This is a genomic window from Salinimicrobium tongyeongense (genome assembly GCF_026109735.1).
Lineage (GTDB): Bacteria > Bacteroidota > Bacteroidia > Flavobacteriales > Flavobacteriaceae > Salinimicrobium > Salinimicrobium tongyeongense.
This window is the reverse complement of sequence record NZ_CP069620.1, coordinates 394237-407705: the sequence shown is the minus strand read 5'-3', so window position 1 is coordinate 407705 and position 13469 is coordinate 394237. Positions and strand designations below refer to the sequence as shown.

Annotated in this window: 12 protein-coding genes; 10 read left to right on the top strand and 2 right to left on the bottom strand. The window is 34.6% G+C overall.

Annotated elements, in window-relative coordinates; genetic code table 11:
* Positions 1 to 17 precede the first annotated feature (17 nt).
* Complete coding sequence (locus JRG66_RS01795; RefSeq protein WP_265164039.1) at positions 18 to 1412, bottom strand: glycosyltransferase family protein; 1395 nt, start codon at positions 1410 to 1412, stop codon at positions 18 to 20.
* Between the two features lie 134 nt (positions 1413 to 1546).
* On the opposite strand from JRG66_RS01795, the gene JRG66_RS01790 reads away from it, so the two are divergent.
* The 3 genes from JRG66_RS01790 to JRG66_RS01780 all read left to right on the top strand — a co-directional run bounded on the left by JRG66_RS01790 (position 1547) and on the right by JRG66_RS01780 (position 4186).
* Positions 1547 to 2332: an FkbM family methyltransferase gene (locus JRG66_RS01790; protein ID WP_265164038.1), complete on the top strand. Its 786-nt coding sequence runs from the start codon at positions 1547 to 1549 to the stop codon at positions 2330 to 2332.
* Positions 2333 to 2419: 87 nt separating this feature from the next.
* Positions 2420 to 3292, top strand: coding sequence for a polysaccharide pyruvyl transferase family protein (locus JRG66_RS01785; RefSeq protein WP_265164037.1), 873 nt, complete (start codon positions 2420 to 2422; stop codon positions 3290 to 3292).
* 27 nt (positions 3293 to 3319) lie between these two features.
* A complete protein-coding gene (locus JRG66_RS01780; protein WP_265164036.1) occupies positions 3320 to 4186 on the top strand; it encodes a class I SAM-dependent methyltransferase in 867 nt (288 codons plus the stop codon).
* Here the strand turns inward: JRG66_RS01780 and JRG66_RS01775 are convergent.
* Positions 4181 to 5263, bottom strand: coding sequence for a hypothetical protein (locus JRG66_RS01775; RefSeq protein ID WP_265164035.1), 1083 nt, complete (start codon positions 5261 to 5263; stop codon positions 4181 to 4183). The two genes, JRG66_RS01780 and JRG66_RS01775, sit on opposite strands and share 6 nt — an antisense overlap.
* A 248-nt stretch (positions 5264 to 5511) precedes the next feature.
* On the opposite strand from JRG66_RS01775, the gene JRG66_RS01770 reads away from it, so the two are divergent.
* The 7 genes from JRG66_RS01770 to JRG66_RS01740 all read left to right on the top strand — a co-directional run bounded on the left by JRG66_RS01770 (position 5512) and on the right by JRG66_RS01740 (position 13466).
* Entirely contained in the window at positions 5512 to 6351 is an 840-nt protein-coding gene (locus tag JRG66_RS01770; protein WP_265164034.1) for an ABC transporter permease, read from the top strand.
* A 185-nt stretch (positions 6352 to 6536) separates the two neighbouring features.
* On the top strand, positions 6537 to 7757 hold the full coding sequence (locus JRG66_RS01765; protein WP_265164033.1) for an ABC transporter ATP-binding protein: 1221 nt from the start codon (positions 6537 to 6539) through the stop codon (positions 7755 to 7757).
* Positions 7742 to 8659 carry a sulfotransferase family protein gene (locus JRG66_RS01760; protein WP_265164032.1) on the top strand — a complete coding sequence of 306 codons (918 nt, stop codon included), beginning with the start codon at positions 7742 to 7744 and terminating at the stop codon, positions 8657 to 8659. Before JRG66_RS01765 ends, JRG66_RS01760 begins: the two co-directional genes overlap by 16 nt.
* A gap of 233 nt (positions 8660 to 8892) precedes the next feature.
* Entirely contained in the window at positions 8893 to 10287 is a 1395-nt protein-coding gene (locus JRG66_RS01755) for a capsular polysaccharide export protein, LipB/KpsS family (RefSeq protein ID WP_265164031.1), read from the top strand.
* A gap of 581 nt (positions 10288 to 10868) precedes the next feature.
* Positions 10869 to 11705, top strand: coding sequence for a glycosyltransferase family 2 protein (locus JRG66_RS01750; protein WP_265164030.1), 837 nt, complete (start codon positions 10869 to 10871; stop codon positions 11703 to 11705).
* A 1-nt stretch (position 11706) separates the two neighbouring features.
* The gene (locus JRG66_RS01745) at positions 11707 to 12543 is read left to right on the top strand and encodes a glycosyltransferase (RefSeq protein WP_265164029.1); all 837 of its coding nucleotides are present in this window, start codon (positions 11707 to 11709) and stop codon (positions 12541 to 12543) included.
* Positions 12540 to 13466 carry a glycosyltransferase family 2 protein gene (locus tag JRG66_RS01740; protein WP_265164028.1) on the top strand — a complete coding sequence of 309 codons (927 nt, stop codon included), beginning with the start codon at positions 12540 to 12542 and terminating at the stop codon, positions 13464 to 13466. The genes JRG66_RS01745 and JRG66_RS01740 overlap by 4 nt, the downstream gene beginning before the upstream one ends.
* Positions 13467 to 13469 lie beyond the last annotated feature (3 nt).

Below are 13469 nucleotides of genomic sequence, written 5' to 3'. Positions count from 1 at the left end.
GTCCGGGTTCTGTTTAATTATTTCACGACTATGTTCTCAATTTCTTTCCATATCCTTTCAGAAGCTTCATGGGGTGGATGTACATTTATTTTCTGAAACCATTTTTTAGTTTCCTCAAGATCTACCGTAGTTGCCGAAAGTGCATATTTTAACTTTTCAGAAATCTCTTCTTTGGAATTCAACCAGAAAACGGCCTTTTTGGAAGGCATGGATCTAAAGTGCACAAAATTATAAACCTTTTCTACAGACCAGTCGGAGTTGTCCCCTAATTCCAAGTTGTAATTAATAAAAAGACAGGGCTTCTTAAAAACGACATAATCAAAAACCATGGAAGATCCCAGGTTTGTCACCGCTTTAGTGTGGAGAATAGTATTTATTTGTAGTTCAACATCTTTTTGGGTGGGGAGAATGTTGTTCCACCCGCTGCTGTATTCTTTCCACTTTGGATCCAGGGGAACTATTATATCTTCAAATTCTTTTAATACCCAGTCATAGCGATCAGAATGATCTACCGGATTTCTTCTGAAGATGATCCCGAGGTTGTAATTTTTTTGGTTTAACACCTGTACTGCCCCGGCTACATCTTCTAAATATTGGGGGTCATGAGGACTGGTGGTAACATCATCTCCGCTGAAACAAATATATTCTTTATCTTCATCCAATCCGTTTTCTTTGAAGAATTCTGCTCTTGTTCTTCGAAGTGTAGGATCAAAATGAGGTTCAAACTGTGGGCTGCCGGTAATATGGATTTGATCCTTTTTTACAAATGGGTAGTACTTTAGTAATTCCCTCTGCATATGTTCACTCCACACAAAATAATGATCGGGTTCGATGACCATTGTTGCTTTAGGTAAATTGTCCCAGGAAAAGATAAAGGTTCCGGTTTTAATTCTCAGGTCTTTAGCCGCAGTTAAAGGTGCAATGGCCGTGATGGGACGCTGATTGGTGCAAAAAATAAAGTCAGGTTTTTCTTTTTTAAGCACTTCCAGACAATCCCTGTAATAATTTCCTTTTTTTTCTGAGGCCTGCATTCCTTTTCGTAAACGCCGTAGTCCATTTTCGCTGCCGTTGTAAAACTTATAGTGGGAAACCAACATGTCTTTTATCTTCTCCTTAATCCTTCGTGAGGGACTGTGAAATTTATAGGTTTGATAAACCGGATCATTGAATTTTTCAGTGAAAAGGTCGAGTTCTGCCTTTATTTTTGCCCGCTTAAGCAAGTCGGTCTTTGGACGGGGGCTTCCCTGTAGTTTTATCTCCCTGTACCCCATTTTCTCCAGATCAAATGGAGTGGCATTCCAGAATACTACCTCCCACCCCATCTTCTTTCCAAGCCCGGCAAAGGAGGTAAAAGCAAAATTTTTAAGGCCAATCCCATCAGGGAGGAGGATAAAGATCTTTTTTGGCTTCAAGTGTATAGGTTTTAAAGGAGCCACCAATATTACATTTAAATTTAATATTGATTACTACTGTTAGTGGCAGAATTGATTATTCTACGAGTTGTGAAGATAAAAAACTATGTTTGTCCTTAAAATCTATAGGGGTAATGAGAAATATCTTTAGAAGAGTTGCTGAGTTTTTTTTAAAACCTCTTGGATTTCAAATAGTCCGATCCAAAACGCTGGACGAATATAAAAGTGACAGACTTTATGCTGAAGAATGGAAATTTCTCTTGCAGTATCCGTTAGAAAACGCATATAAGTATCTTTCCTGTAAAAAGTTATCCCGGTCTCAAATTAGACAGGATCTTTTTGTCTTATCTGAATTGAATTTTAAGAAAAAAGGTTTTTTTGTTGAATTTGGTGCAAGTGATGGAATATCCTTTAGTAATTCTTTTTTGTTGGAAAAGGAGTTCGGTTGGGAGGGAATACTTGCAGAACCTGCTAAATGCTGGCATGAAGCTCTATTTAAAAATAGATCTTCTCACATAGAAAAGAAATGTGTTTGGTCTTATTCCGGGCAGGAGGTGGAGTTTAATGAAGTGGAGAAACCCTCTTTATCAACCATAGAAGGCTTTGGTGACAACGATTACCATCAACAATCAAGAAAAAAAAGGATTCGGTATAAAGTTGAAACCTTATCCTTAATGGCCTTATTGGAAAAATATGAAGCTCCTGAAATTATTGATTATCTTTCAATAGATACGGAGGGAAGTGAACTCGAAATTTTAGAGCATTTTGATTTTAATAAATATAAGTTCAGGATCATTACTGTGGAACACAACTATTCACCAATGCGGCAAAAAATTTTTAATTTATTAAGTTCAAAAGGATATAAAAGAGTTCATCAGGAATTTTCTTTATTCGATGACTGGTATAAGTTTTCATTTTAACCGTTGTTATGAAAAAGATTTCTATTTACTTAAAACCAAGCTTCCGTAAACCTGCCGTAAAGGTTGAAGGTGACAAAATATAAACAAGTGGCATTAGGAAAAACTAATTCCGGCAATAGCGCTCCAATTCCTTTATTTTATTGGAGTGAAAGGAAGTTTGCTTCCAAGGAAAAGGAGAATTATGGAGATCTGCTTTCCAATTACATTGTGGAGAAAATATCCGGAAGACCTGTAAAGTGGGTTCATCCCAAAAAACAGTCCTGGTACAAATGGGATAAGAGGAATTATCTGGTAATTGGAAGTATTCTTCATCATGCCACTAAAGATAGTATTGTCTGGGGCAGTGGGATCATAGATCAAAAGCATAAAATTGCAAAAGCAGATTTCAGGGCAGTAAGAGGACCAAGAACAAGAGAATATCTCTTAAACCTTGGTTATAAATGTCCTGAGGTCTTTGGGGATCCTGCTCTATTGTTACCCAGGTACCTTTCTCCCCAAAAGAAAAAGAAATGGAGGATAGGCTTTATTCCGCATTACCTGGATTTCAAAGAAGTAAAAGAAGCCTATCGCTATGAGGAAGAAATTACAGTCATTGACATGATGACCCTGGATGTGGAAGCAGTTACTAAACAAATCACAGAGTGCCAGTTAACGATCTCCTCCTCCCTGCATGGTTTAATTATTTCCCATGCGTATAACATTCCTTCTGTGTGGGTAGAATTTTCGGGAAAGCTTTTTGGAAATGGAATCAAATTTATTGATTACTTTGAATCTGTAGCTCTTGAAAATACGACTCCCAAAAAGCTGGAAATCAAAAAGAGTATAGAAGAACTGGAGGTTCTTGGCAAATATGATGCGACCTTACCTACTGGAAATAATATAAAAGAATTACAGCAGGGTTTGTTAAATTCTTTTCCTCTGGAGATCATAAATAAGTTGAATGAGGGTCAGGATTATTGAAAAACTTAAAATGCCCATTTCCACTTTATGAATAAAGAAGACCAAAATCAAAAAAAGAACAGGGAGCATTATGAGAGGTTATATGCTAATTATAACATTCAGAATATCCTGTCCTGGATAAACAATCTCGATGCTTTTCTTGCTTCTGCCACTACAACAGATACCAGCTGGTTTGCCATGTATCAAAGAGATTTTCAAAATAGAATTATAGGGAAAAGGGTGCTTGAAATGGGTTGCGGAGATTGTGTGAATGCTGCGGTAATGGCTGCCCTGGGGGCAGAGGTTTATGCGAATGATATTGCGGCGGCCAGTGGTGAGATCGTTAATAAATTAAATGAAAACTATGATTTTAAATACCCAATAGTCTTCGTGGAAGGGGATTTCCTAAAGAACAACCTGGCTTCAGCCTCATTTGATTTCGTTATTGGCAAGGCATTCTTACATCATCTTACCTTACCTGTGGAAAAATTGTTTTTAAAAGAAACTGCCCGACTCTTAAAACCCGGGGGCGAGGCTCGCTTTTTTGAGCCTGCTGTTAACTCTCTGCTACTGGACGAGCTGCGATGGCATATCCCGGTAAAAGGGCGACCCTCCAAATTCGAGAGAGTGGCTTTTAAGGAATGGAAAGAAAACGACCCGCACCCCGAGCGTAGCTTTAGTTCAAAACATTTTGAAAAAGCAGGAAAGGAATTTTTTAGGGAGGTGGAGACTGTTCCGGTAGGTTCTCTGGAGCGTTTTAGTAGATTGATGCCTATTGGTGAAGAACGGAACCGATTCAGGCAATGGGCGCTAAGAACTGAAAAATATTTGCCATTTAATTTAGGTCGTTGGTCTTCGAGGAGTCAGTTGATACTTTACAAAAGCCCTATTAAATCTAATGACATGAAGTTATAGGGTTTGCCTTAGACTGTTTTGTTCAGCCTGTAGGTAGAATGAATTTTCTTTATTAGATAAGATCTTTTTTATCACACTGGAAGGAGTTAAATTCGTTTTATAATAAAATTGAACAGCTTTTCTCATTTTTAAAATTGTCTCATCATCCAAGTTAAAGGCATATTGAATTTTTTCAACCAGATCTTCAAGATCATCAAAAACTATCGCATTTTCTAAATTTAATAAAGGAGGAGTCATTACTGCAGCATAATTTTTATGAATAATCGGAATCGTACCTGATGATAAGGCTTCTATTAGATTATGACAATGAGGTACTAGGAATCCAGGTAAGGCAAGGAAGAAATTAAAAGAACTTAATGTTGGCCGAAGTAGCGGCATATTAATGTTTGACTTAACAGAATCAATCATGATTACTCGAAAATCTTCCTCACTTTTAATGTATTCTTCTAAATTTTCAACTTTTTCTATTTCCTTATATAAAGAACCTTCTTTTAGGAAATGGCAAATTTCTGTCCGATTTTCCTGTTTGAAAATCTCTTTTTTAAAATTCTGGTAAGGGCCGGAACTTAAATTTCCGCTGAAAAATACCGATCTTTTTCTTTTATGATTCATCTTTACCGGTGTTTTCCAGTAATCTAAATGGTAGAAAAGGGGATGCATGGTCATGGGGATTCGGTAGGAATATTCTTTTCTCTCCTGGTTTAAAAAGTAATAATCCCGGCTAATGTTGCCGTCATTGAGTTCAAAAAAATCCTTATTTGTAGGCATTTCTCCTAATAAAACAAGGCCTTCCTTAAAAATAAGGTTAAAATAATTCCAGGGCTGAGTATTCCTGCGGTAAAAAATCTTATTAAAATGAGCAAGATCACATTCCGGATAGTAAATTGCATATCCCTCTATCGAAAAAAATTTAATAAGAGTATAAAAATATCTATGATAAATGGCAGGGTCAGAAATTTTTAAGATCACAGAGCCGGTACTTTTTTCCTGAAGTTTTTTTTTACTTCTCCTCTGGATTTGTTGGTACATATGGCTGCACCACAGGTGGTTTTTGCTCCGTTTTAAAAAATCTTTCATTTCAAGGTTTGTTCGGGTTGGGGATGCAATCTAATACAGATTTTATTAATCGAAAATAGACAATTTGATAATTGCAAAATTGTGAATTCATCTCAAAGCTAATTTTTTATTTAAGAATCAGTTTAAGGTTGTTATCAATATCCAAAATAAACGTCTATTAGAAGGAGTATAATTTGGGAGTGTTTTCAAAATAATGTTGTTATTTTGAACTCCCAATCTATGCACGAATAATAGCTTAAAATTTGATTATGGAACCTAATGTTAGGGTTTATCAAAAAGGAAATAACCTAAGTCCCGGGAAAGTCTTAAGAGAGAGCCTGCAGGATATTTATAATTCCAGGTTCCTTGCCAGGCAACTGGCAGAGAGAGATATTAAGGCGCAGTACAGGCAATCCTATTTCGGGATTATCTGGTTATTTATTACTCCCTTGGCTACTGCGGCGGTTTGGGTATTTTTGAATATATCGGGAACTATTCGGGTCACAGATACCGGCACTCCTTATCCAGTTTTTGCTTTTTCTGGAACACTACTCTGGTCTATTATTACGGAGGCTATCAACTCCCCTACAGCAAGTACAAAAGCAGCAAAGGGATTGTTGAGTAAGATCAATTTTCCTAAAGAAGCACTTATTATCTCTGGGATCTATAAATTACTTTTCAACTCCTCGGTAAAAATCTTTCTGCTTATTGCTTTTGTGTTCCTGTTTGGGCTGGGTTTTCACTGGAGCTTGTTATTATTGCCTTTAGTGATTTTAAGTGCTGTGCTTTTTGGAGTGACCATGGGCTTGTTTCTAACACCTATAAGTATGTTGTACAATGATGTGGGGAAAATCCTCAGTATGGGGTTTAGCTTTTTAATGTATATTACCCCTGTGGTATATGCCATTCCGGAAACGGGAATTATGAAAACCATTATGCTCGTCAATCCATTTACCCCTCTGATTTTGACAGGACGGAACCTGCTGGTGGGGGCACAACCGGAATATCTTTCATATTACCTCGTGCTAATGGCAGGCTGTATTCCTTTGTTCTTTATTGGGTTAGTGATGTACCGTATTTCTATTCCCATACTTGTGGAACGCAACTAGTGACAAGCTTTGCGAGATCAACGGACCACAGCAATACTGGTGTAGTGGCGTCACTGTAAACCCATAGCCCAAGTCTGCCGACCGGCCGCATACAATCTCCTTTATAATCTTGTGTTAATCTCCCTTTTATTTTCCTATTTTTACTCCCACTCAATCCGCATAAACCGGCAAAATATTCCGTACCAGTGGTAGATAAAGAAATCCGCAACAATTCGTCAGAATTCGTGAAAACGGGGTCAGAGGAAGAAGAAGTCCTCGTTAAGGTAGAGAGCCTCTCTAAGAAGTTCTGCAAAGACCTTAAAACCAGCCTTTGGTATGGGGTCCAGGACCTAGTGGATAATTTTTTTGGAAGTAAGCCAGAAAGGCATCTACGCGATAAGGAGTTCTGGGCTTTAAAAGATATTTCTTTTGAGTTGCGCCGAGGGGAATGCCTTGGGCTCATTGGACATAACGGTGCCGGGAAATCTACTTTGCTAAAGATCCTAAACGGTCTCATAAAACCTGATGCCGGAAAAGTAACTATAAAAGGCAGAGTAGGAGCCTTAATAGAACTCGGCGCCGGATTTAACCCCATTCTTACCGGGAGAGAAAATATCTATAACAATGGGGCAATTCTAGGCTTTACTCGAAAAGAAATTAATGAAAAAGTAGAAGAGATCATCAACTTTGCGGAAATACAGGAATTTATTGATATGCCCGTACAACATTACAGTAGTGGGATGAAAGTGAGGCTCGGTTTTGCAGTTGCTGCTCAAATGGAACCTGATGTGTTATTTATTGATGAGGTTTTAGCTGTGGGTGATGTCAAATTCAGAGCAAAATGTTATGATAGGATTTCCAAATTATTAAATAATTGCGCAATCATCTATGTTAGTCATAGTATGCCATCTGTCAGCCGCATTTCAACCTTTATATTACATTTAAAAAGAGGAAATTCTACAATTTTCAAAAACATTGGAGAAGGTATAAACGACTATTTACATGATTCATCACAAGAACATCGGACTATTAAATTCAACGTTCCCGGTGTCAGTATTGAAAATTTTTTAAATTCTATGTCCGTTACTACTTTAGAAGGAATGAGTTATGAGTTTGATTTGTCAGTTAACAATTTTAAATTTACAAATGGAGGTTTTTACTTTAATATTTTATCCAGTGATCAGCTACCAATCTGTTTCAATCATTTTGCTTTCAATGATGGAATAATGAATGGTAAAAAGAAACTCCAACTGGAAATTGACAGTATTTATTTAACTCCTGGTGAATATTATGTCTCAGTGGTAATATACAATCACAAGGGAAAGGAACAGGTTTTATGGTACCAAAATATGACAAAAATTAAAGTTGAAGGGTTAAATCATTTTAGAGCCCCAATAATTATAGAAGGTAAATGGAGGATAATTTAGATCAAGATTGGTTAATTGTTGGAGGTTCACCTAGATCGGGTACTACTCTTATGGCTCTCCTTCTAAATAGCCACCCGAACATTTTTTTAACTAATGAACATAATTTACCTCAAATTTTAAACATTCTTAAAAAAGCTTTTTTTAAAGAAAATGAATTTTACCGTATAAACTCAAACTTTGAGCGGAATAAAGGTGTCAAGGAAACTTGGACAAATAAGGATATATTAGATCAAACATTACAGAAAAAGAATTCTTTAAATGGTGTTGCTGCATTTTTGTACCAACAAAATGCAAGAGCTTTGGGGAAAGTTAATCCTCTTATTGTAGGCGACAAATTGCCTAGGTACTATTTTGTTGACTTTGAAGAATTCAGCAATGTTGTTGAAAAACCAATAAAAATCATCCACATTAGTAGGCATCCATTGGACGTTATTAACTCTATGCTGATTAGATATCAAAACCGCCTAAAAGGCAAAGATACTTGGACCCTCACTTCTACACTAGAAGAATCATTAAACGAATGGATTCATGGTTGGAATTCTGTTGTAAAAAATGAATCGCAACAAATTTTGCATATAAAATACGAGGATTTATGTTTGTTTGATACTAAAATTATTCTTGAAAAAATTTCAAGCTTTTTACTAATTCCAAATACCTTTAATGCAAATATTATAGAAACCAATCAAAGTAAGCATTTTGAGAGAAAAGCTTTAAATGACGATCATATTATCAAAATTAAGAATCATTTGGGGAGTCTATTAAATGACTGGAATGAAACAAATTTACAGGTCTTGATTGAAAGGTATGGTGAATTTCCGACCATAAATACAATTAAAAAAGAGTCGAAAATATTAAGTAAAATAAATTCACTCAAAAAAAAGATTTTTAGAAAAAAAATCTAAGATCATTATTATAAGAAATGGCTCTTAGGTTCTCATAGCCATTTAAAATATGGTCATCATGGGAGAAAATTTATTATGATAACAATTCATTGCTAAAACATTTACCCTCTTAATAATAAAGTTTTTTCGATTTTAAAACTTAGAACTTGTACTTAATAATGAGAATATTATTCTTCAACGGATTTGTTGTCTTAGTATGAGAAGAATTTAAGAATAGAAAATTGTCTTATCCAATGAATAAAATATTATTTCTTCATAGCCTTCTTACCGAGGAACAAGTTGAATTTATAAATAAAGTTTCAAAAATTCTCCAAGCAAAAAAAACAAGACTTGTATTGTTAGGATGGGATAAAGAGGGGAAATTTAATCTACATCCTGAAAAAATTCAACTGCCTGTTAGTATTACCCAGTTTGATACCATCTATAAAAAATATATAATACGACAGGATTTTGAGCAGTATGCCCTAAATTTAAAGGAACTGGTAGACAGATTCGACTGGTGGTTTCCTAAATCTAGAAATAAAAAAGAACGATCACAAAGAGAATCATTTTTACATTACCATTTGCATTTCTTCCTCAAGCTTATAAATCTTCATGATCCAAGCTTAATTATAGTTTGGAATGGAAATGATCCACGACAATTATTACTTAGCCGATTGTGTGAAAATCTGAATATCAAAACGTTATTTATGGAGAGAGGAACTTTGCCATCTTTATGGTTTTATGATACTAAAGGTGTTTTAGGTAATAGTACAGTTGCTAACTTTAGATTCGATAATGCAGTTTTTGATATTACATATACGAACAGATTGGAGTTATATCAAAATTGGTATTTTCACACATCAGAAACACTTTGGGAACAGCCGGCCAGAAATGAGCAGATTAATATAAAGGATAAATTTGGAATAAAGAGTGGCCAGGAAATAATTCTGTTTGTTGGTCAGGTAGACAATGATATCCAAACCAAATTGTTTAGTCCCTATTTTAAATCTAATAAAGATGCTTTCCAATGGTTTATAAATTATGGAGTAAAGGATGATTACTTTGTTATAGGGAAACATCATCCTAAATCGCAGGTTTCAGTATCACATTACCGGGAGGCTATTGGAATAAATGAAAATATCGTTTGGACAGATGAATTAAAACTGGATGAATGTTTAAAGGTTGCAGATTTTGTGGTCACTGTGAATTCATCGGTAATTTTTGATGCGTTACTATTTGGCAAACCGGTATTATCCTTAGGAACTACAATTTTAGATGGGAAGAACATTTTATACGAATATTCTCCAGCAACATTTGAAAATTTATCCAGGGATTTTTATAGTAAAAATGATTTAACTAAAAAGATTATAAATTTTAAATTCTTTTTAGGCTATTTACTGGAAAACAATTTTATCTATTTTAACGATTCCAATGCCGCCCAAGAGTTCTCGAGAATACTTTTAAGTTTTGAAAAGGATACAACTAAGAAATTAAGCAGTGACAAAAGTCTAAAAGTGCTTGAAACTTATATAGTCAATAAAACCAAGATCGAGAACTCTCATCTTAGGAACCGCTCTGTTACTTCAAAACTAAGCAAGATTTTCAAAAAAATAAGAAAAAGAATAGGTTTAATCGTTGGGAAATAGAAAGAATATATAGGTTGTGTAAATAGTACTTACTTGTTTTAATCAAAGGAGGTCTTTGGATGATAGTTTATGTTTTATACTAATTAAACATATGAACAATAAAATCGTATCAAAATTATGAGGGAACTGCTGATTCTACTGGAAAAAAATAGCAAAGAATTTTAGGAATAGAATTCTTGATTCCACTTTTTTGAGTCAGGATTACATTGGAGTTTCATCAGTTAGAAATTTAGGAGTTAAACCTGCTAAAGGAATTTTTATTTTGCCTTTAGATTCAGATGATATAATCAAAGAAACTTATTTTGAACTGCAGTTGAAGCCTTTCGTGCTAAGTAACTTAAGTATAATACATAATATAACTATTAAATTGAAAGATATAAACGAAGACTAGTGCTTGGCAGAATAAGATTTAACGATGTTATTCAAAGAAAATATTATAACCAATTGTGCATTGTACAAATGCACAGATTGGGCGAGAGTCGATGGGTATGATGAAAATATGATTAGAATCTTTAATCTCAATATTAATAATATCGCAGAAATAAATAACTAATCAAAATAGGTCTGTTGAACAAATTTTAATGAGTACAATAATTTCTATAATAATTCCCTGTTACAATAACGCCAGTTATTTGGACGAAGCACTTGAGTCAGTTATATTACAAACTTTTGTAGAGTGGGAATGTATTATTCTTGATGATGGAAGCACAGATGACACTAGAGAAGTAGTAAAAAAATGGATAAAGAAGGATAAACGGTTCAAATATAAATATCAGAAAAATAGAGGAGTAAGTAATGCTCGAAATTCAGGTATAGAACAATCAAATGGTGAATTTATTCTTCCATTAGATGCCGATGATAAACTAAGTACTAATTATTTAGAAAACTGCTTTAATAAAATGATCTCGGGCAACTGGACGGTCGTGTACGGAAAAGCAATTTTCTTCGGAGATAGATCTGGAGAAATGAAGTTAGTAAAACCGATCTTAAGTAATCTACTGCATTTTAATTGTATTCACTGTTCAGGATTATTTAAAAAAGAAGACTGGAAAAAAATTGGTGGATACGACGAAAAAATGAAATTTGGTTTTGAAGATTGGGAATTCTGGATAAACATTTTAAGAAGGAAGGGGAAAGCTGCTTTAGCAGATAAAAGTTTTCTCTATTACAGGATAAAACCGAACTCGAGAAGTGAAGTAATAAATAACAATTGGCATAAAGAAAATAAAATGATTAGCTACATTTTTCAAAAGCACATAAAATTATATGGATATAAATCAAGTTATGAGCTCTACACAGAAAAATTAAAGCTGGAAAAAAGACTAGAAGCTTCTAGGTTCAATATGTCTTATAAAGATCTGGGAAAAGTACTTTTTCAAAAGTTAGTTAGAACTTTTGTTAACATAATTAAAATATAGAATGGTATCTATTATAATCTGTTCGAAACAAGGTGAAATATCACAGGCATTAGATGAAAATATTCATAGCACGGTGGGATTACCATTTGAATTAATTGTAATTGATAATTCTAATAATTCATATTCTATATTTGAAGCATATAACCAAGGAATAGAAAAGTCAATTTATCCATTTCTTTTGTTCGTACACGAAGATGTGCTTTTCCACACTCCAAAATGGGGTGAAATTTTAATTGGATTTTTTAGAGATAACCCAGGATATGGATTACTTGGAATTGCCGGAGCAGATTTTAAATCCAGAATTCCTTCAGGTTGGTGGGATTGCCCAATCGAAAATAAAATTGTTAATATAATTCAGCATTATCCTAATAATAATCCGGAATTGGAAAATATCGGTTTTGATTCTTCCGGATTGAAAGATGCAGTTGTTGTGGATGGTGTTTTTTTAGCCCTTAGAAAGGATCTTAATATTACGTTCAACGAAAATTTTTCAGGTTTTCATGGCTATGATCAGAATATTAGTTTTGAGGTGATAAAACGGGGATTTCAAATTGGAATTACTGATTCCATTCTTATCGAGCATTTTTCTAATGGGCAGCAAAACCGGGAATGGTTGGAAGCTATGGTGAAAATTCATCGGTCCTACAGGAAATTGTTGCCTTTATATTTAGGTGAGGTGCCGATGGAAAAACAGGAAGAAGTCAATTGCAGAAGATTTCTTGAGAAATGCCTTGAACAAAGAAAGAAAAAGTGGTTTTATTATTACTGGCTCAAATTGGTTTTTTTAAATCCTGTTTCTAAATTCCACTTCAAATTGGCGAAACAACAATTATCATGAAGATAGGGGGGATAGTAGTGACTTATAATGGGATGGAGTGGATAAAAGGATGCCTGACTTCATTATCTCAGTCAGAGTGCGATCTTGAGATCGTTGTTGTAGATAACTCAAGTGAAGATAATACTGTAGCTTTTATTCTTAGCAATTTTCCAGATGTCGTTCTTTTACAATCAAAAACAAATATTGGTTTTGGTCAGGCTAACAATATCGGTCTATCCTACGGTATAAAAAATAAATGGGATTATGCTTTTCTGCTTAATCAGGATGCAGAAGTCTACCCGGAAACAATTGAAGGACTAGTAGAAGTTGCCAAAAAAAATAAAGATTATGGAATTATTTCCCCCGTCCATTTAAATGCCTCAGGACAACAGCTGGATCCTAGTTTTTTGTATTATCTCAACAGGAATAGCAATAACGGAATGACTTCTGATTTGTTATTACAGAAACCCCTTGCGGAAATTTATGATTTTAATATGGTCAATGCAGCCGCGTGGTTATTGCCAGCCAGAACTCTTAGAACCGTAGGTGGGTTCAGCCCAATATTCTTCCTTTACGGCGAAGATGATAATTACTGTCAGCGGGTTTTGTATCATAACCTAAAAATAGGAGTGGTACCATCTGTGTTTATATGTCATGATAGTGGAAATAACAATACAATCCCTCTTGAAAAAGGCAGCGAAAAATACCTGGAGAAATTTCTTAATCAAAAAAAAGTAAGGTTTGGCAATGTAAATACAGAGGAGTACAAAAATTTAGATTCTCTGAAAATGGCTCTTTTAAAAAATGCTGTAAAATCTTTTATTTCGCTAAGATTTAATGATTTTAGAATATACCTGCAAAAAAGAAGAATGATTAGAAATTTGAATTTCAGGAGTTTGATCGAGAACGACAGAAAACCAGGGGCAAATTATCTTGATTTTTAATTG

What these genes read in the sequence shown, in the direction of transcription:
- JRG66_RS01790 (WP_265164038.1), top strand. Translation starts at nt 1,547, where the DNA reads ATGAGAAATATCTTTAGAAGAGTTGCTGAGTTTTTTTTAAAACCTCTT.
- JRG66_RS01755 (WP_265164031.1), top strand. Translation starts at nt 8,893, where the DNA reads ATGAATAAAATATTATTTCTTCATAGCCTTCTTACCGAGGAACAAGTT.
- JRG66_RS01775 (WP_265164035.1), bottom strand. Translation starts at nt 5,263, where the DNA reads ATGAAAGATTTTTTAAAACGGAGCAAAAACCACCTGTGGTGCAGCCAT.
- JRG66_RS01750 (WP_265164030.1), top strand. Translation starts at nt 10,869, where the DNA reads ATGAGTACAATAATTTCTATAATAATTCCCTGTTACAATAACGCCAGT.
- JRG66_RS01760 (WP_265164032.1), top strand. Translation starts at nt 7,742, where the DNA reads ATGGAGGATAATTTAGATCAAGATTGGTTAATTGTTGGAGGTTCACCT.
- JRG66_RS01770 (WP_265164034.1), top strand. Translation starts at nt 5,512, where the DNA reads ATGGAACCTAATGTTAGGGTTTATCAAAAAGGAAATAACCTAAGTCCC.
- JRG66_RS01780 (WP_265164036.1), top strand. Translation starts at nt 3,320, where the DNA reads ATGAATAAAGAAGACCAAAATCAAAAAAAGAACAGGGAGCATTATGAG.
- JRG66_RS01745 (WP_265164029.1), top strand. Translation starts at nt 11,707, where the DNA reads ATGGTATCTATTATAATCTGTTCGAAACAAGGTGAAATATCACAGGCA.
- JRG66_RS01740 (WP_265164028.1), top strand. Translation starts at nt 12,540, where the DNA reads ATGAAGATAGGGGGGATAGTAGTGACTTATAATGGGATGGAGTGGATA.